Source organism: Pseudomonas sp. LBUM1652, from assembly GCF_059716105.1.
The window spans coordinates 4,054,886-4,074,263 of record NZ_CP166804.1 but is presented as its reverse complement, the minus strand read 5'-3'; the positions used below and the strand labels follow the sequence as shown (position 1 = coordinate 4,074,263).

Here is a 19,378-nt window from a genome sequence, read left to right as displayed (position 1 = left end):
TTTTACATCTGCTTTGCGCTTGTTTTTTTTCAAGGCAGCCCCCATCTTGGTTTCAAGCTTAATTCCATCTGATTACGGCCATATGGCCGCCGTAGAGGCGAAATCATGAAGACAACCATCGAATTGCCTCTCCTGCCATTGCGTGATGTCGTGGTTTATCCGCACATGGTTATCCCGCTGTTCGTGGGGCGCGAGAAATCCATCGAAGCCCTCGAGGCAGCGATGACGGGCGACAAGCAGATCCTGCTGTTGGCCCAGAGAAACCCGGCTGATGATGATCCCGGTGAAGACGCTCTCTATCGCGTAGGTACCATCGCCACTGTTCTACAGCTGCTCAAGCTGCCTGACGGCACCGTCAAGGTGCTGGTCGAGGGTGAGCAGCGCGGTACCGTTGAGCGCTTCAGCGAAGTCGACGGCCACTGCCGCGCCGAAGTGTCGCTGATCGAAGAAGTCGACGCTGCCGAGCGCGAATCCGAAGTGTTCGTGCGCACGCTGCTGTCGCAATTCGAACAATATGTGCAGTTGGGCAAGAAAGTCCCGGCTGAAGTCCTGTCGTCGCTCAACAGCATCGATGAGCCGGGTCGCCTGGTCGATACCATGGCCGCACACATGGCGCTAAAGATCGAGCAGAAGCAGGAAATCCTCGAAATCATCGATTTGTCGGCCCGGGTCGAGCACGTTTTGGCGTTGCTCGACGCCGAAATCGATCTGCTGCAAGTCGAAAAGCGCATTCGTGGTCGCGTCAAAAAGCAGATGGAACGCAGTCAGCGCGAGTACTACCTGAACGAGCAGATGAAGGCCATTCAGAAAGAGCTCGGCGACAGCGACGAAGGCCACAATGAAATCGAAGATCTGAAAAAGCGTATCGACGCTGCCGGTCTGCCGAAAGATGCGCTGGCCAAGGCCACTGCCGAGTTGAACAAGCTCAAGCAAATGTCGCCGATGTCCGCCGAGGCCACCGTGGTGCGCTCGTACATCGACTGGCTGGTGCAGGTGCCGTGGAAGGCCCAGAGCAAGGTGCGTCTGGATCTGGCGCGCGCAGAAGACATTCTCGATGCCGATCACTACGGTCTCGAAGAGGTCAAGGAGCGCATCCTTGAATACCTCGCCGTGCAAAAACGCGTGAAGAAAATCCGTGGCCCGGTGTTGTGCCTGGTCGGTCCTCCAGGTGTAGGTAAAACCTCGCTGGCGGAGTCGATTGCCCACGCCACCAACCGCAAATTCGTGCGCATGGCCCTTGGTGGTGTGCGTGATGAAGCGGAAATTCGCGGTCACCGCCGGACTTACATCGGTTCGATGCCGGGAAGATTGATTCAAAAGATGACAAAAGTGGGGGTACGCAACCCGCTGTTCCTGCTCGATGAAATCGACAAAATGGGCAGCGATATGCGTGGCGATCCGGCGTCGGCATTGCTGGAAGTGCTCGATCCCGAGCAGAACCACAACTTCAACGATCACTATCTGGAAGTCGATTACGACCTGTCGGATGTGATGTTCCTGTGCACTTCGAACTCGATGAATATCCCGCCGGCGCTGCTCGACCGGATGGAAGTGATCCGTCTGCCGGGCTACACCGAAGACGAGAAGATCAACATCGCGGTCAAATACCTGTCGCCAAAACAGATCGCAGCCAATGGTCTGAAGAAAGGCGAGCTGGAATTCGACGCGGAAGCGATCCGCGACATCATTCGTTATTACACCCGTGAAGCTGGCGTGCGTGGCCTTGAGCGTCAGATTGCCAAGGTCTGCCGCAAGGCGGTGAAAGAGCACGCGCTGGAAAAACGTTTCTCGGTGAAAGTGACAGCTGATTTGCTGGAGCACTTCCTCGGCGTGCGGAAGTTTCGCTACGGCCTGGCTGAGCAACAGGATCAGATCGGTCAGGTCACCGGCCTTGCCTGGACTCAGGTTGGCGGCGAATTGCTGACCATTGAAGCGGCAGTTGTTCCGGGTAAAGGTCAGTTGATCAAGACGGGTTCGCTGGGCGACGTCATGGTCGAATCGATTACTGCTGCTCTGACCGTGGTGCGCAGCCGCGCGAAGAGTTTGGGCATTCCTCTGGACTTCCACGAGAAGCGCGACACGCACATCCACATGCCGGAAGGGGCTACCCCGAAAGACGGTCCTAGCGCCGGTGTAGGCATGTGCACGGCGTTGGTGTCGGCTTTGACCGGGATCCCGGTGCGCGCCGATGTCGCCATGACTGGCGAAATCACCCTGCGTGGTCAGGTGCTGGCCATTGGTGGTCTGAAGGAAAAACTGTTGGCGGCACACCGCGGCGGAATCAAGATTGTGATTATTCCGGAAGAGAACGTGCGCGATCTGAAGGAGATTCCTGACAATATCAAGCAGGATCTGCAGATTAAACCGGTTAAATGGATTGACGAGGTCCTGCAAATTGCGCTGCAATACGCGCCGGAGCCCTTGCCGGATGTGGCTCCGGAGATAGTTGCCAAGGACGAAAAACGTGAGTCTGACTCTAAGGAAAGAATTAGCACGCATTAATACGTTTTTGACTGGGTGGCTTCCTTGACAGCTTTTTAGAGCCCTTGTTATAAAGCGGCTCTTAAGTGTCTGTAGGCCATTCAGCACTCGTTTTTGCTTTCACCAAAAAACTTAGAATCATCTCAAAATAGATATAAGGGGACTTAGAGTGAACAAGTCGGAACTGATTGATGCTATCGCTGCATCCGCTGATATCCCGAAAGCTGCTGCTGGCCGTGCGCTGGACGCTGTAATCGAATCCGTCACTGGCGCTCTCAAGGCTGGCGACTCCGTTGTTCTGGTTGGTTTCGGTACTTTCTCCGTGACTGATCGTCCGGCTCGTACCGGTCGTAACCCTCAGACCGGCAAGACTCTGGAAATCCCGGCTGCCAAAAAGCCAGGTTTCAAAGCCGGTAAAGCACTGAAAGAAGCGGTTAACTAAGTTTCAGTTTTTACCCATCCGGGTCGGGGTAATGCCTGACTTGGCAGCGGAGCGGTAGAGCAGGTGGCTTGAATAGACATCTGTAACGCCGGGATCGAGGGTTCGAGCCCTGTCCGCTCCGCCAGTTACGAGAAGGCGCATCCTCGGATGCGCCTTTCTTCTATCCGGATTCTACCCACGCTCCACGGTTGCCTAATTTTGAAGTTCAACCGTTTCTGGGGGACGCATGCTGCAGAATATCAGGGACAATTCACAAGGCTGGATTGCCAAGACCATTATCGGGATCATCGTTGTATTGATGGCGTTCACGGGTATCGAAGCCATTTTCCAGGCTACGACCAACAGCCAGAATGCGGCCACGGTCAACGGTGAAGACATCAGTCAGAACGAGCTCAGCCAGGCCGTTGATATGCAACGACGTCAGCTGATGCAACAGCTGGGCAAGGATTTCGACGCTTCGTTGCTCGATGAAAAAATGCTCCGCGAATCTGCCCTCAAGGGTCTGATCGATCGCAAGTTGTTGCTGCAAGGTGCCGAACAAGCGAAATTCGCTTTCTCCGAAGGTGCACTGGATCAAGTGATCCTGCAGACGCCTGAATTCCAGGTTGATGGCAAGTTCAGCTCCGAGCGTTTCGACCAGGTGATCCGTCAACTGGGTTACAGCCGTATGCAATTCCGCCAGATGCTGGCTCAGGAAATGCTGATCGGCCAAGTCCGTGCCGGTGTGGCGGGCAGCGGTTTCGTCACCGACGCCGAAGTGCTGGCATTCGCCCGTCTGGAAAAACAGACCCGCGATTTCGCGACCCTTAACGTCAAGGCTGATCCGGCCGCGGTCAAGCTGACCGACGATGAGGTCAAGGCTTACTACGACGAGCACGCCAAGGAATTCATGACCCCGGATCAAGTGGTCATCGATTACATCGAGCTGAAGAAGGCTTCGTTCTTTGATCAGGTAGCCGTCAAGGACGAAGACCTGCAAGCGGCGTATCAGAAAGAGATCGCCAACCTGTCGGAACAGCGTCGCGCGGCGCACATTCTGATCGAAGTGAACGACAAGACCACCGAGGCTCAGGCCAAGGCGAAGATCGAAGAAGTCCAGGCGCGTCTGGCCAAGGGCGAGAAATTCGAAGCGCTGGCCAAAGAGTTCTCGCAGGATCCGGGTTCGGCCAACACTGGCGGTGACCTTGGTTATGCGGGTCCTGGCGTCTACGATCCGGCCTTCGAAAAAGCCCTGTACTCGTTGGCTAAAGATCAGGTTTCCGAGCCGGTTCGCACCGATTTCGGTTACCACTTGATCAAACTGCTGGGTGTTGAAGCACCTGAAGTACCGACCCTGGCCAGCCTGAAAGACAAGCTGACCCGCGAGCTGAAAGCCGCGCAGGTCGAGCAGCGTTTCGTCGAGGCGACCAAGCAACTGGAAGACTCTGCGTTCGAGGCGTCCGACCTGGCACAGCCAGCGGCGGATCTGAAACTGACAGTGCACACTTCCAAGCCGTTTGGCCGTGAAGGTGGCGAAGGTGTTGCGGCCAACCGTGCCGTGGTTACTGCTGCGTTCAGCACTGAAGTGATCGATGAGGGCGCCAACAGCACCGCCATCGAACTGGATCCGGAAACGGTGATCGTCCTGCGCGCCAAGGAACACTTGAAGCCTGCGCAATTGCCTCTGGAAAGTGTGAGTGCGGCTATCCGCACCCAACTGACCAAAGAGCACGCGAGCGCTGCTGCCAAGACCAAGGCCGATAAGCTGATCGCTGATCTGCGCGATGGCAAGGCTCCATTGGACAAGGCGGTTGACGGTCAGAACTGGAAAACCACCGAAGCGGCCACCCGTGGTCAGGAAGGTGTTGATCCTGCGGTACTGCAAGCGTTGTTCCGCATGCCGAAGCCGGCAGCCAAGGACAAGCCAACGTTCAGCAGCGTTACTTTGCCCGATGGCAGTCTGATGATCGTGCGTCTGAACGGCGTCAACGAAGCGGCTGCGCCGACTGATGAAGAGAAGGCGCAGTACCGTCGCTTCCTCGCGTCGCGTGAAGGTCAGCAGGACTTCGCGGCGTATCGCAAGCAGTTGGAAGCTCAGGCAGAGATCAAGCGTTTTTGATGTTTGATTGAGTTGCGAAACAAGAGCCCCGGCCGATCAGCCGGGGCTTTTTTGTGGGAGCTTACTTGCCAGCGATGGCGGCCTGTCTACCGACCAATCTCTATTAGAAGCACTTGATCCACAGCGGGAAGGCGCCAGTCGTTACAGCGTCGCTCATCAATGGGTATTATCCCGCGCGCGGAAATCCATGTGCTCTCGCATTGATGGCCGCATACAAGGTCGAAACCAGCAACGCCGCGACGATCCACGGAAAGTGCTCAACGCCCACGCTGCCCAACATCAGACCTCCTGCCAACCCACCCCCTGCAATGCCGACATTCCACAAAGTAACCAACATCGACTGCGCGGTATCGGCGGCGTTTTTTGCAGTTTTCGCCGAGGCTGTTTGCAGCAACGATGGCATGGCACCAAATGCCAATCCCCACACGGCGGTGGCGAGGTAGACCACGCTCGGCAATTCGCGCCATAGGCCGAGTGCAATGGCCGAGAGCATGAACAGCAGTGCGCTGATCAGCACCAGTTCGCGCAGCCAGCGATCAATCAGGCTGCCGACGATCCACAGGCTCAGCACCGAGGCCACGCCGTATACCAGCAGTACTTGATCGATACGGATCTAGCGGCTCACGCGTGTCTGCGCCACACCTTCCATGCCACCGGCAAAATGGAGCCGTGGCCCCTGCGTCGAGAGGTGTCTGCGGCTGAGCCAATATTGCCGGTGCGACTGGTCAGCACATCCATCGAGGCCGTTAACCACGCGGCGTTGGCCGGGATGGGAATCGCTTGCCGGCCGGACTTCATGACCCATGAGGCAGTCGCCGCAGGGCACCTGCAAAGGGTGCTGGATCGGTATCTGGAACACACCGGGCAGTTCTGGATTCTGTGGCCGTCGAGCCGCCACGCGACTGCGAAATTGCGGGTGTTCATTGATCATTTATCGACGCGACTTTTTCCCGCAATCGAGAGTCGTTAGAGTTGTAACCGTTTTAAGACACTAATCCATACGCCGCGGGGCCGCGATCTGTTGCACAATACGCCCCGGACTGTTTTCTCTCAGGATGTTCAATGTTGATTTTCACTCCCCTGCGTGTTGTCGGGTTGGCGCTGTTGTTGACTGCTGTTGCCGGCTGTTCGAAAGACAAGCCGATGTATGAGCATGAGAACTTCGATGACTCCGGTACGTTTTCGCGCAATTATCCAGTGACCGACTCGGTCAGCTGTGAAGCGGCCCGTCGTGCTTTGCTCAGCCAGGGTTACATCATCACCAGCAGCGATCCGAAACTGGTCAGCGGCCACAAGAGCTTCCAGCAAACCGGCGATACCCACATGGAGATCAGCTTCAACGTGGTCTGTGCAGATGACGGCACTGCCGGGCACCATGCCACGATGTTCGCCAACGCCCTGCAGGATCGTTACGCTCTGAAGAAGACCAACAACTCGGCCAGTCTGGGTGTCGGTGTGCTGGGTTCGGTGTCGATGCCGATCGGTTCCTCGGACGATTCGATGGTCAAGGTCGCCAGCGAGACGGTGACGGCGCAAAAGTTCTATGAGCGCTTCTTTACGCTGGTCGAGCAGTTCCTGCCGGCAGAAACGAAGAAAGCGGCGCATATCGAAGAGAAGCCGAAGACCGATCTCGGCGTGCCTGAGCCGAAAGCGGCTCCAGCGCCTTTGGTTCCAGCGGCGGAGCCCGCTCCGGCACCCGCACCAGCGGTGACCGCACCTGCACCTGTTGAGACCGCACCGGTCAGTTCAGAGCCGGTTGCGCCGCCAGCGGATTCCACGCCGATCACACCGGCGCCGAGTGCAGACCCTGCGCCGGCCACAGAAACCATCACGCCACCGGCCAATCCGACGGACATTCCGCCGCCGTCCGAGCCGATTCCGGCGATGCCAGCCTCCGGCCAGTAAACCGCTGCTCCCTGTAGGAGCTGCCGAAGGCTGCGATCTTTTGATCTTGATCTTAAAAAAATCAAAAGATCGCAGCCTTCGGCAGCTCCTACAGGTGAAATGTCGTTACATTCCCCTGACAAAATCCCCGCGATAAATTCCTGACCGCCTGCTACGTTTTATTCATGAAGGCCGTGTTTCATTTTTCCTTCACACGGGCACGTTATGCTCGGGACATTATCGAAGAGAGCAGTAGGGGGATTACACAATGGATGACTATCAAGAAGAACTGCTCGAATTCCAGGCTTATGAACTCGACTCGCCTGAGCCGGCAGAAGACGCCACCGAGCTATAAGACGTCAGGCGGTTTTGCGATGGCTGCGACGGAATTCGCCGGGTGTCTGACCGCTCCAGCGTTTGAATGCGCGCTGGAATGCTTCGGCTGAGGCAAAGCCCAGCAGGTAGGCGATTTCGCCGAACGCCAGTTCGGTGTCGCGAATGTAGGTCATCGCCAGATCACGCCGAGTGTCATTGAGGATCGCGCGAAACTGCGTGCCTTCCTCGGCCAGTTTGCGCCGCAAGGTCCACGTCGGCAGCTTCAGGCGCGCCGCCACTTCTTCCAGGTCGGGTTCCCGGCCGCCATTAAGCAACGGTCCAAGCAATTGCGTGATGCGTTCGCGCAGGCTGCGGGTGCGGGTCAGTTGTTCCAGTTCCCGCTCACACAACCCGATCAAATGCTTCCATGTGCTTGGGCAATGCTCCGGGTTGCGCTGGGCGAGGCTATTCAGACTCAAGCGCACCTGGTTGCGCTCGGCCCCGAACTGGATCGGGCCATCTCCCAATGCGTTGTAGGCTTCACGATACTCAGGCTCTTCGAATTCGATTTCGATGCGTTCGGCACGCAGCGGTTCGCGGTTGACGCTGGATAATTGCTGCAGCCATCCAGCGATGATCGAATCCACCACAAAGCGGTTATAGGCGTTGTACGGGCTGATCGAATAGAAGCGCAGCCAGGCGCCATTGGCGTCTTCGTGAAAGCTCGACTGGCCGCGATAGTTGGAGCCGTACAGCGGCTCGAAGCGAATCAAACAACGTGCCGCTTCACGCACAGTCGGTGCCTGCGATGCGGTGACGCCGGCCAATCCGGCCTGGCTCAAACGACTGAGCTGACCCATGCGCAGGCCCAGTGCCGGGTCCTCCGTGAGTTGAATCGCACTGTGCCCCAAACGCATATAACGCGGAATCGACAACCGCGCCCCGGCCTCGGCCAAACGCGCAGCATCCAGACCGTACTGCTCCAGTAACGGCTGGGGATCGGCGCCATGGCTGCGCACGGCATCGGCAAGGCTATGGACGAAACCCACCGATAGATCCCCGAGGCGCATCGGCAGCGGCTTCATCACTTACAACCAGATATTCAGCAAGCGTGCGCCACGGGCGTCGCCGTCGGCGAACTGCTGGCCGTTGCTGCTGAGAAAGCTCTGCCCGGAACTGGATTTGTCCCAGAACTGGCCGCGCAGGAACACGCTCATACCGGCAATTGCGCGGCTGCTGGGTGGTTGCGCAGTCAAGGTCAGGCGATGCCAGGCCTGGCCTTCGCTGACTTCACCGGGTTTGAGGCTGACTGAGCTCGGTGTACTCGAACCCTTGTAGCCACGCCACGGCTTATCCCACGCGCCATGTCCGAACACTTGCGCCGGTACCGCGATCAATTGCGCGCCTTGCTCGTCGAGTTTGCGGTAGTTGTCCGGATACCAGCTGTCGCTGCCGATCAGCACGCCAAGACGTCCTGCCGGGGTGTCGACGACGTTGATTGTCTGTTCACTGGCCTGAATGACCTCACGTTGATCGAAGATCGGGTGCATTTGCCGCTGCGGCTGGCCGAGCGGCGCACCGTCGCGACCGAAGACCACGCTGCTGTTGTAGAGCGCACCGCTGCCGGGTTTGAGCTGGCCGTCGCGGATGCTCGGCTCGGGCAACACGATGGAGCCGGCCACCAGCGTCACATGGAATTCCTTGGCCAGACCGCCGAACAGCGCCTGGTAATCCTTGGCCATGGCGCGCGATTTCATGCGCAGGTGGGCGTCGTTCAGCCGATCGCTACCTTTGGCGCCAAGCCAGGCGCGAGCGAACAATAATGGATTGCTGGCGGCCATCCAGTTCATCGCCTCGGCGAGGGTCGGGGCCTGGTACAGCTCGTCTTTTTCGCCGCTGATCATAAGCCAGGTGCCGACATGTTCCGGCAACACCACCACGGTCTTGTCATTCAACAAGCCCTGATCCTGGGCTTGCTGCAAATACGCGGCGAGTTTGCGGTGCAGGCGCTCTGAGCTTTGATAGTCGGTGGGAAACAGTTCGGGCTGGATGCCAAGCAGATTGCCACGGTCGCCGGGCGTACCCTCATCGACCGCGAGTTTGATGCGCAGGTCCGACAGATAATGCCCGGCGGGCCGATCCGCCGCCCACATGGCGTAGGTGGTCAGGGCGGCCACGATGGCCATGGAGAAAAACAGGTACAGAAGTTTACGCATGAAAACCAACAACAACCGGGTACAGGGTGTCATCGATTTTCACCGACTTTGAGATCGTAGGTAAACTAAATCAACCATTTGCACACATATTTTCTTTTGGGTAGAGATTTTTTTTCAAACCTAATGGTTTTTTGTGGCGTCTTGGACTTCGTATGTGAGATCAATGGGGTTTGACTCGTGTAACGGCCCCAACCTCAAAGCTGTACGAGTAATCCTCCAGTGTCGGATAGAGGCGTTCGATGGCAGCTGCGTAGGGTTTCGCGACGTTTGAACAGACCGCCACCCTGATATTCGCTTGCTGCAGTAGTTGAACCGCATGAAGTCCATCTGGATAGGCTTGGATTTCGGCGAGCTCACGATTGAGGCCTTCCTCCAGGCCCGCCATCACCGACGGATCGACGCTGATCCCGAAAAAATCCGCGGCTTGATGCAGGTCCATAGGTGAGGACAGGATGATTTCGCCATCGCTTGGATGGGGGCGGCGACCCTGCTCAATCCCGATTTTTAGGGTTTTTCGGTAAGGGCTGCTGCCTTTGTGAATCTTTATGAGGGTGCCAGAGGCGTCGAATATAACTGCAATGGGCATAGAAGCTCTGGTTCTCAAAAGGATATCCGCAGCAGTGATTTATCATTTTGGCGGATGATGGCACTTCGTACGAAAGGAAGCTTTTCCGTGAGAGTGCAGATCAAGCCTATTCCAGTACTTCAAAACCAAGGCTAGCAAGTCACCATCTTCTGATTGGAACACGTTCATGGGGATCGGTACGATGCTGCTCCCCTTGATGGTTTCTGTAATAGTTACTTGACTAATCACCGATAATCTTGGTGGAACCTTAATCTATCACTTGACGTAGTAATGAATACGGTAAAGACAATCGTGTTTGCTCCAATGTTTTTACAAGCTTAAAGCATCATCGGAACGCGTAATTTCGGGCGAGGCCTGGCACCATCTGCCTGCTACGGGGCTTAATGCGGCTCATCTCGACAAAGTTTTGCGGAAAGGTTGCATTGCCGGCCTTGCTTTCTATCCTCAATCTTTACGTAACAGCACCCTCGTCACTTTCCGCTCTTCAACCTCGACAACGGTCATGCTCCACTCCTGCCAATTGTGCTTGTCTCCAATGATTCACAAGCGACCCGGCAGGTGCGTGACCAACCCTGCGAGCGTTTGTTAGTCATTGGTCGCCGTTGCTTGATAGCCATCGCGGGCAGCCCGCGATGCTTTTAACGTTTACGCAAACCTTCTAGCAACTTGGGTGTCGGGTAGCCATCCGCTGGCCAGCCGAACGACTGCTGAGCCGCACGGATCGCCTTACGGGTGTTGGTGCCGATGATGCCGTCAGCGTTGCCCGCTTCGAAGTTGTGGTTGCTCAACAGAGTTTGCAACTCCATTCGCTCTGAACGATTCAGCGGCAGGTCATCCTTGGGCCATTCGTTGGTGATTAAGCCTGCGCCTGTAAAACGCTCCGACAGCAAGTTCGCAGCTAATGCGTAGGACGACGAATTGTTGTACTTGACGGCCGCCCGGAAGTTGTCGAGGACCAGAAACCCCGGGCCGCGATAACCGGCCGGTAGCAGTAGGGCGGCAGACAGGTGTTCGGCACCTGGCGGCATGCTCGCGTTATTGGGTAGTTTCACGCCCAGTTGAATCCATTCGGCGACACTTTTGCGAATCTCGCCGTCGGCCAGCGAGTAATTGAATGTGTTCGGCAGCTCGATTTCGAAGCCCCACGGTTGACCTTTTTGCCAGCCCGAAATTTGCAAGTAGTGGGCGATTGAAGCCAGCGCATCGACAGGACTGTCCCAGATGTCTCGGCGACCGTCGCCATCGAAGTCTACTGCGAGATTGTTATAGGTGGTCGGGATGAATTGAGTCTGGCCCATGGCACCGGCCCAGGAACCGAGCATCTTCTCGGGCGTGATGTCACCCTGTTGCAGGATTTGTAGCGCCGCCAACAACTGCGCGTGGGCAAAGCCCTGGCGTCGACCTTCATAGGCCAATGTTGCCAGCGAGCGGATCACCGACTTGTTGCCCTGGAAGCTGCCGAAATTGCTTTCCATCCCCCAGAACGCCACTAGCGCCCGGCGGTCGACGCCATAACGTTGTTCGATGGTGCTCAGGGCGTCGGCGTATTGGTTGAGCAGCAGCTTACCCTTGCGAACGCGCAGTGCAGAGAGTGCGCCGTCGAGGTATTCCCACACCGGCCGGGAGAACTCCGGCTGGCTGCGGTCGGCGCGAACCACGCTCATGTCCGGTGTCACACCGGCAAAAGCACGGTCGAACAGGCTAGGATTAACGCCAGCGGCAAGTGCCTCCTTTCGGAAATCTGCCTGCCACTCCTCGAAGGTCTGCGTAGACTGGATGTCGATGTTGTCATCTGTTGACGTCACAGGCGCAACGATGGACGGGAGGGATGTGACAGGGACCGTCTGAAGCGGTTGGGCGTCGGCGACGGTTGGTTTTCCCGCGGAGACTACAAGCAAAATGAGGCTTGAGGCAGCAATCAGTTGGCACAAGTGCCAATGACGGGAAATACAAAAGGGCATGCTCAGGTCCAGAAAGTATGAATAGGGTGCCGACAATAACATATATGTGGCGTCTGTTTTAAGTAGGCGGAAAGTTATTAAGCTGAATCAATGGGGTTTTCGCTTGGATGTTGAAAAACAATAGCTGTAGTTATTTTTTGTATCAATGATCTGTATGAATTAATTAATCATTGTGATGCTTTTTTGAGACATGTCTTATAGCGCGGTGAGGCGGAGGGGTGATACTTTATTACATCTTTTTTTTCGAAAAAAATTTTAAGATGGTTTTCCCTGTGTATCGGCTATAACGATGAGGGCTTTGATCGTCTATCAGTATTGTGAGCAGCGGCGCTCAAGAAGTCGCTGGCCGAGTCAGGCATTTTTTCGCGCCACTGCCAGCGGCTTCTAAGGTTAATCGCATTGACGCATTCTTTATCGGCCTGTTTGAGCGCTTTGCCACGCTGATCGTAAACTCGAATATCTTTCCAGGCGTAATATTTATTGGTCTGATTGTCGACTTGAACAGGGGGGCGAGAGTTAGAGGGGCGAGCATTTTGATCAACTAGTTCGGCGAGCCTAAATCCCTAAGTTCTGGTCATGCTTGTTTCACTTATTGGTTTTCGATCCAGCTGTCGGGGTGGCTTTTTTTATTTACGTCACCAGCTTTAATATTCACTACAACGAGAGTGGCGTCGCGTGAATAATCGAATAATTATCGTTGAAGATCATCCAGCAGTCCGTATGGCGTTGCGCTTGCTTCTGTCGAGCGAGGGCTATGACGTGGTAGCAGAAACAGGAGACGGCGGCGAAGTGTTGGCCTTGGTCGAGCTGCATAATCCTTCGCTCATGATTCTGGATCTCGGTATTCCCACTGTCGACGGTCTGACGATTATTGGCCAATTGGCTGAGATGCAATCGCCGATAAAAATAGTCGTATTCACCGGGCTACCTTTGGAGGGGCTAGTCGTCCGCAGCAGACAAATGGGCGCCCATGGTTTTGTCCAAAAGAGCAGTGAGTTATCTGAATTGGTGTATGCCGTAAGAGCGGTACGGGCCGATGATGAGTATTTTTCGTCTGCACGCGGCTTGTCGCAAAACCACGAGATTGCGCAAGAGCAAGTATTGATAGAGCACTTATCGGTCCGCGAAAGTAACGTGATGAGGTGTCTGTTGCAGGGAAAGAAAAATAGCGAAATCGCCGAAATCATGAATTTGAACCGAAGGACGGTCAGTACATATAAAATGCGTATGTTCCGCAAGCTTCAGATCGCGGGAATGGCAGATTTGTACGCAATGGCAAAGCGCAACGGCATGCTTTGAACGGGGTATCGCCGTTCAAAGCTCCTTCAGGTGTTGATGCAGCTTGAATAATTCGATATCAGTACGGATGCCCAGTTTTCTGAAGGCGGACTGCTTTTGGCCGCTGATAGTTTTCCGGCTTCGGGAAAACTTCTCTGCCACTTGAGTGACTGACAAGCCCTCAAGGCAGCAGCGCAGGACCTCGCGCTCCTTGGGGGAAAGTCCGGGGTTGTCGACGAGGGTTTCATCCCAATTGTCGAGCTGTTTTTCTGCGCCGATGGGCTGTAGAGGTTGTTTGTCAAGCTCTGCCGTGGTGGTCGGAGCCATGTAAGTACGATCCATGGCCGCCATCCGCACGGCCTTCAGCAAATCCTCGGCCGGCTGTGTTTTTCCAACAAATCCATTGACCCCTGCGCGAATGCACATATTCACCGTGGCAGGCCTTTCAGTGGCCGAAAAAATCACGATCTTCACACTTGGGTGGCGCGAGCGTATCGATTGAATCAGGCGCAGCCCGTCAACCTCGCCGTCGGCCAGTTGATAATCGAGTATGAGCAAGTCCGGGGAGTGGAGGCGCAATCCTTCCAACAGGTCGCGGCTCGTGGTGTAAACGCCGGTTACTTTGAAGTCGGGTTCCATTGACAGGCGAATTTTCAACGCCTCACGAATCAACGCATGGTCATCCAATAGTGCAATTCGCAATGGTGAAATTACCGACCATCTCATCTTTTGGCCTCCTGGGCACGATGGGTAGGAATCGACTTACGTCGTTCGCAAGGCGTGAATCTTAATAGGGTTTAGCGTCGCCCTCAAAGAAATCAATAGCCTTCAGTGCCTCAGCTTAAGCGTTCTGTATTTTTCGTATCGTCCAGCAATGAGGTTTTCGTTCAATTTTGAGACAAGTCTCGTTTTTGCCTTGTTGTGCCTTAACCGGGCTGTGTCGGCGGCGACCGATAGCGTTTCCATGTTTTTGGTTGTGGTTGAACAGCCAACTCCCTGTTGGTAGTAGATCGCGGGGCGCAAGATGGGTGTCTACAATATTTATCCGCAGGCAACTTCATCCCGGCGACAGAAGACATCCTATTTTTGCAGTTAGGTGAGAGCAAATACGGCCGGCCTGTTCTGGATCGTAATCTGTCATACAAGACTTCGATCGAGAAAGGTCTGCGTTGTGGCCTGACCTGCTTCGACTCGACCATGCAAAGTAACCTGTCGGTGGGCATGCCTCTGGATCTGCTGGTGTGCAGAAAGGACGGCTTTGCCGAGGCAAAGAGCTACCGCATTACCAGCAGCGACTCGTACTTCGTTCGTCTCCGTGCGCAATGGGCCGCCGGACAGCATGACATGCTTGTCGAGCTACCTGATCCACCTGATGTTTACATGAGCACTTGCGCGGGATAGAGCTTTCTTTTACTGGATTTCAAAACAAAAACACCCGATGCACTGCATCGGGTGTCGGGGTTGCGTTTATTTATTTCCGGTTAGTCTTCAATGGCGGTCTCAGTCGTTGCGACATGTGTCAGCAGATCGCCTGGCTGACAATTCAGATAGCTGCAAATCGCATCCAGAGTCGCCAGTCGAAACCCCTTCACTTTGCCTTGTTTAAGCAGGGATAGATTCTGTTCCGTGATGCCGATGGCAATTGCCAGATCCTTGGATTTGACCTTGCGTTGAGCCAGCATCACATCGAGTTTTATTTCAATGGTCATGGCTTGGCCCTAGATGAATTGCTTGTTTTCTTGAGCCAAGGCGCTTCCTCTTTGATGAATGCGGGCAACGACCATCAGCGAGGCAGCGAGGAAGAGACTGAGCAGATCCGATGCATTAAAGGCGATCGTGAGAAACCCTTGGCCCGGAGGTTGAAGCAAGGTCATCCAGACGCTCATTGCCGGAGTCAGCACGAAACTCACAAGTACCCACAGGATCACAGCGAACCCTACCTTGCCGAGCAGAGTGGCTGATCTCTCCGCGAAATATTGCCCTTCACCGTACAGCTCAAACAAGCGGCACAAGGAGATCAAGCCATTAGCCAGAATCAGCAAAGGAATACTGGACAGGAATAAACCACCTGCAATTTGCCACCAAGGCATGTTCCCGACATCGACATTCAGGTTTGCATTTAGGCCTGTCGCCGTCAGGTTGAAGCCCATGTCGTACTGCCGCGCAAACTCCGGAAAAATCCAGAAGGCGGTGTTCAGTACGAGCATGCCGACTATCAAAAATTTAGTGAGCTTTGCCATCAAGCGACTGCGGCGGGCTAATTCATCATTGGTCATCGAAAAAGCATCCTGTTCGGTTCAGTTTTTGTTCCCTTTACTCCGATCTATCGTGCTCGTTCGCGGTGAAGACTGATAGAGGTGAGGGGAATGTTATGACTGTTTTGCAGTCATAAATTACTGTATTGCGATAATTTATCAATGTCAACGTGTTTGCCCGCTTCCAATCCACGCTGACTGCAAGCTTCTTCTGTTTACCTGCCGCGCGCATCTGTCTGGCTTGTTTTGAGACACGTCTCATATCGGCTGAGCCTCGCGCCAAAGATCATTGCCATCACTGACTTATGTATTAAGCAGCAATGTGAAATTTGATCAATCAAGCCAACCAATCACCTCGGATTCTTCAGGAGAGGCGGTTCGAAGACTTGGCTAATTTGGCCCGAGAGGTATCAAAGTTGAGCACAAACGCAGTCAACGTAGCCGTCGTGGATGGCAAGACTATTAGCGAAGCGACAGAGCTTCGAGTCGCGAAATCGGGTGAGCCCGTCCGGATCAAGGCGGTCACCAATGGCAAATACGTACTCGCCGAAGGTGATAAGGGGGTTGCGCCTGAAAACATTACCGTCAAACGGGTCGGCAAGGATCTGCATGTCGCGCTGGAAGGCACCAACCCGGATCAGCCACAGCTGATCATCGAAGGGTTCTACGATACTCAGGGCCAGTTGGTCGGCATGGCAGAAGACGGCTCTTTCCACGAATACGTTGCCTCGAACGCCTTGCAAGACCACAGCGCGGCGTTCCTCATCGAGGACGTAGCCGCACCGCAAGTGCTCGCAACGGAATCGATGGCCAGCATGAGTGGCGGCTTGGTTTCCGCCGGCGGTATGAGTTGGGTCGGCGGTATGGGATGGGTTGGCGCTGGCCTGATGGGATTGGCAGGCATAGGCTTGTTGGGGGCCGCTTACGCGATGACCAACAACGATGACGAGAAAGACGATTCGCCTCCGTTGAGCACGCCAAACGTCAGCGATATCACAGACGATGTCGGCAACAAGACAGGCCCGATCAAAAACGGTGACTCCACCGACGACACCACGCCCACTTTCAACGGCACGGGCAACCCGGGAAATATCATCATTATTCGCGACGGCGACAAGATCATTGGCGAAGCGGTTGTCGGTGCGGATGGTACTTGGTCGTTCACGCCATCAACGCCGATGGGTGCCGGGGCGCACAGCATTACCTTTACCGAGAAAAATCCGCTGGGCATTGAAAGCACGCCTTCGAACAGCGTTGACTTCACGATTGACCTGGCGGCACCGGGCAAGGTCGCGATCAACGAAGTGCTGGATGACGTTGCTGGCTCGCAAGGTCCGTTGGCGCAAAACAGCGTGACCAATGACAGCACGCCGACGCTCAGCGGCCAGGCGGAACCTGGTTCCACAGTCGATATTTACGCCAACGGGGTAAAAATTGGCGAAGCCCCGGTCGATGCCAACGGCAATTGGGTGTTTACCCCGTCGCCAGCACTTGCCGACGGTACTTACGAGTTCTCGGTGGTTGCCGTGGATGCCGCGGGAAACAGTGGGCTGGCGTCCGATCCCTTCGTGCTGACCATTGATGCGTCCGCGCCGGGCAAACCGGGTGAGGGTGGCCTGGGTGGCATCGATAGCGTCATCGATGACGTTAATCTGGTTACCGGTCCGATCGCCAACGGTGGTTTGACCAACGACAGCACCCCGACCTTGAGCGGTGGCAATCAACAGCCGGGCGACATTGTGAACATCTTGAACAATGGCGTTGTTATTGGCACCGCGACTGTCAAGAGTGACGGCACCTGGTCGTATACCCCCGGTCAACCGCTTGCTGATGACACGTATAACTTCAGCATGTCAGTGACCGACGCTGCCGGAAACACCAGCCCGCCTTCCGATCCCTACGCCATCATCGTGGACTCCCTTGCCCCGGGCAAGCCGGGCGCGGGTGGTCTGGGTGGCATCGATAGCGTCATCGATGACGTTAATCTGGGGACCGGTCCGATCGCCAATGGCGGCATTACCAACGACAACACCCCGACCTTTAGCGGCAGCAATCAAACGCCGGGCGACACGGTCACTATCAGCGACAGCAACGGCATGATCATCGGCACCGCAGTGGTGCAACCCGACGGTAGCTGGTCGGTTTCGACGACCACGCCATTGGTTGACGGTACGTATGACATCATCATGGTTGTCAATGATCCGGCGGGCAACGCCAGTCTTCCCTCCGACCCGCATACAATCACCGTCGAAACCGCGGCGCCTCTGGCTCAAGCCATTGTCGAAAGCATGGACAAGGATGCCGGCGCCAGTGACTTCCTGACCAATAACGGCAGCGCCGGCCGCTTGATCGAAGGCTCGCTGACATCAGCACTGATTGCAGGCGAAAAGGTTCAGGTTTCCACCGACGGTGGTACGACCTGGTTCGATGCACTGCTCAATGCTGACGGTACCTGGAGCTTCCTCGACCTGACAGCGCACACGGGCGACTGGACTATCCAGACGCGGGTGGTGGATGCAGCGGGCAACTTCACTACCAGCAGCCAGGATGTCTTTCTGGACACCGTGGGCCCGAGTGCACCGACTTCCCTGGACTTCAATGGCTCGGTGGTCACCGTTAACTTCGATGGGAATGGCTTAGAAGTAGGCGACAAGGTTCAGGTCGTGGTCGGGGATCAACGTTTTGAAGTTGAGCTGACGCAAGCGCAGATCGATGCAGGATCAGTGGACGTCACGACGGTTGCTGGCGCGGCGATGACCAACTCCGAAGCACTGATCATCGATGCGGCGGGCAATGCTTCTCAGCATCTGATGCCTGAATTGGAGGTGCTTGATTTTGATAGCGTGCCGGTGGGGGGAGTTCCAGCCGGTGGTACCCAGGATTTTGGAGCCTTTCTGTTCAATTGGGGGGGGGGCCACGCCGACCACACAGCCAGTGGGAGTTCTGGCGGCAGGCACCTCTTTCTCCAATTTCACTACGCCTACAACTGGCTTGGGTGTGATTCTCCAATCCAGTGTCGCCAATCCCATTCTCACCCTTGGTGGTGGCGTAGAGGCTGGCGCCATGTCATTTCTGATTGGGGATATCGATCAACCTGTCACGTTGAACTTTCTTGATGCGGGCGGCAACGTCGTGCACACCGTAAGTTTCAACCCAGCGGCGGGTATCCAGGAAGTGAACTTCCAGCTTCCAGGCGGCAAGACATTCGCATCGGTCGAATTTGTCGGTCCCGCAGGTGGGGATTGGGTGTGGCTAGATAACTTCAAGTTCTCCAATGGCAGCTTCAACCACATGGATCCCCCGGCCACTCAAGAGATCGATGGCACCGGTGCCTACTATGGCGACGATGTAGACAACGTATTTACAGTGAGCGACACCGCCCACTTGAATGACGCCAGCAGCGTCATCAACGGCGAAGCCGGCGTCGATACCTTGAGCCTCACCGGCACTGGCCAAGTCCTGAATCTGAACAACATCGCCGGCAAGCTTGAGTCCATCGAAGTCATCGACATCACCGGCACCGGCAACAACACATTGAATCTGTCGTTAGGCGATGTCCTCGCACAGGGCGAGACCTCGTTGTTTGTTGATGATGGCCATGTGCAAATGATGATCAAGGGCAACGCCGGCGATGTGGTCAATCTGGATGATCTGTTGTCAGGCACCAACGATCCCGGTGACTGGTCCGCCCAAGGCAATGTGACCGTCGCTGGCGTGATTTACAACGTATACAGCCACTCTTCGGTGGATGCCGAACTGCTCGTGCAACAAGGCGTTACCACCAACCTGGTGTAAGCCTGGCGAGTTTGCCGTTTCTTTCTTTTTGAATAATCTCAAGCGGGCACCGAAGGGTGCCCGCCGT

Annotated in this window: 14 protein-coding genes and 3 pseudogenes; 8 read left to right on the top strand and 9 right to left on the bottom strand. The window is 55.6% G+C overall.

The features are described 5' to 3' along the window. Positions 1–105 precede the first annotated feature (105 nt). The 3 genes from lon (at position 106) to ACA069_RS18235 (ending at position 5,021) form a co-directional block, all read left to right on the top strand. Complete coding sequence (gene lon, locus ACA069_RS18245; RefSeq protein ID WP_007917325.1) at positions 106–2,502, top strand: endopeptidase La; 2,397 nt, start codon at positions 106–108, stop codon at positions 2,500–2,502. A 148-nt stretch (positions 2,503–2,650) separates the two neighbouring features. Continuing rightward, positions 2,651–2,923 carry an HU family DNA-binding protein gene (locus ACA069_RS18240; RefSeq protein ID WP_003183171.1) on the top strand — a complete coding sequence of 91 codons (273 nt, stop codon included), beginning with the start codon at positions 2,651–2,653 and terminating at the stop codon, positions 2,921–2,923. Between the two features lie 226 nt (positions 2,924–3,149). Continuing rightward, positions 3,150–5,021, top strand: a complete 1,872-nt coding sequence (locus ACA069_RS18235) for a SurA N-terminal domain-containing protein (protein ID WP_401268517.1) — start codon at positions 3,150–3,152, stop codon at positions 5,019–5,021. A gap of 166 nt (positions 5,022–5,187) precedes the next feature. Here the strand turns inward: ACA069_RS18235 and ACA069_RS18230 are convergent. Next, a pseudogene (locus tag ACA069_RS18230) lies at positions 5,188–5,628 on the bottom strand (MFS transporter); the annotation flags it as partial. Between the two features lie 3 nt (positions 5,629–5,631). Here ACA069_RS18230 and ACA069_RS18225 point away from each other — a divergent pair. After that, positions 5,632–5,991 (top strand): annotated as a pseudogene (locus ACA069_RS18225) (LysR substrate-binding domain-containing protein); the annotation flags it as partial. 92 nt (positions 5,992–6,083) lie between these two features. Continuing rightward, a complete protein-coding gene (locus tag ACA069_RS18220) occupies positions 6,084–6,926 on the top strand; it encodes a DUF2242 domain-containing protein (protein WP_497614759.1) in 843 nt (280 codons plus the stop codon). 338 nt (positions 6,927–7,264) lie between these two features. Here ACA069_RS18220 and ACA069_RS18215 read toward each other — a convergent pair whose 3' ends face one another. The 5 genes and pseudogenes from ACA069_RS18215 to ACA069_RS18195 all read right to left on the bottom strand — a co-directional run bounded on the left by ACA069_RS18215 (position 7,265) and on the right by ACA069_RS18195 (position 11,983). Then, complete coding sequence (locus ACA069_RS18215) at positions 7,265–8,305, bottom strand: AraC family transcriptional regulator (RefSeq protein ID WP_497614757.1); 1,041 nt, start codon at positions 8,303–8,305, stop codon at positions 7,265–7,267. A 3-nt stretch (positions 8,306–8,308) separates the two neighbouring features. Continuing rightward, positions 8,309–9,436, bottom strand: a complete 1,128-nt coding sequence (locus ACA069_RS18210; RefSeq protein WP_187680478.1) for a carbon-nitrogen hydrolase family protein — start codon at positions 9,434–9,436, stop codon at positions 8,309–8,311. Positions 9,437–9,596: 160 nt separating this feature from the next. Beyond that, positions 9,597–10,022, bottom strand: a complete 426-nt coding sequence (locus ACA069_RS18205; RefSeq protein ID WP_497614755.1) for an HAD family hydrolase — start codon at positions 10,020–10,022, stop codon at positions 9,597–9,599. A 444-nt stretch (positions 10,023–10,466) separates the two neighbouring features. Then, positions 10,467–10,643 (bottom strand): annotated as a pseudogene (locus tag ACA069_RS18200) (transporter associated domain-containing protein); the annotation flags it as partial. Between the two features lie 17 nt (positions 10,644–10,660). Next, complete coding sequence (locus tag ACA069_RS18195) at positions 10,661–11,983, bottom strand: lytic murein transglycosylase (RefSeq protein ID WP_497614753.1); 1,323 nt, start codon at positions 11,981–11,983, stop codon at positions 10,661–10,663. Positions 11,984–12,658: 675 nt separating this feature from the next. On the opposite strand from ACA069_RS18195, the gene ACA069_RS18190 reads away from it, so the two are divergent. After that, the gene (locus tag ACA069_RS18190) at positions 12,659–13,282 is read left to right on the top strand and encodes a response regulator (RefSeq protein WP_497614752.1); all 624 of its coding nucleotides are present in this window, start codon (positions 12,659–12,661) and stop codon (positions 13,280–13,282) included. Between the two features lie 15 nt (positions 13,283–13,297). Here the strand turns inward: ACA069_RS18190 and ACA069_RS18185 are convergent, their stop codons facing one another. The 3 genes from ACA069_RS18185 to ACA069_RS18175 all read right to left on the bottom strand — a co-directional run bounded on the left by ACA069_RS18185 (position 13,298) and on the right by ACA069_RS18175 (position 15,537). Continuing rightward, positions 13,298–13,987 carry a response regulator transcription factor gene (locus ACA069_RS18185; RefSeq protein WP_497614751.1) on the bottom strand — a complete coding sequence of 230 codons (690 nt, stop codon included), beginning with the start codon at positions 13,985–13,987 and terminating at the stop codon, positions 13,298–13,300. 755 nt (positions 13,988–14,742) lie between these two features. Then, a complete protein-coding gene (locus ACA069_RS18180) occupies positions 14,743–14,970 on the bottom strand; it encodes a helix-turn-helix domain-containing protein (protein WP_497614749.1) in 228 nt (75 codons plus the stop codon). Between the two features lie 9 nt (positions 14,971–14,979). Continuing rightward, positions 14,980–15,537 carry a DUF2975 domain-containing protein gene (locus ACA069_RS18175; protein ID WP_497614747.1) on the bottom strand — a complete coding sequence of 186 codons (558 nt, stop codon included), beginning with the start codon at positions 15,535–15,537 and terminating at the stop codon, positions 14,980–14,982. Between the two features lie 425 nt (positions 15,538–15,962). Between ACA069_RS18175 and ACA069_RS18170 the strand changes: the two genes are divergently transcribed. Together ACA069_RS18170 and ACA069_RS18165 are read left to right on the top strand one after the other, a co-directional pair. Continuing rightward, on the top strand, positions 15,963–18,632 hold the full coding sequence (locus tag ACA069_RS18170) for an Ig-like domain-containing protein (protein ID WP_497614745.1): 2,670 nt from the start codon (positions 15,963–15,965) through the stop codon (positions 18,630–18,632). Further along, on the top strand, positions 18,580–19,311 hold the full coding sequence (locus ACA069_RS18165; RefSeq protein WP_497614743.1) for a hypothetical protein: 732 nt from the start codon (positions 18,580–18,582) through the stop codon (positions 19,309–19,311). Before ACA069_RS18170 ends, ACA069_RS18165 begins: the two co-directional genes overlap by 53 nt. Positions 19,312–19,378 lie beyond the last annotated feature (67 nt).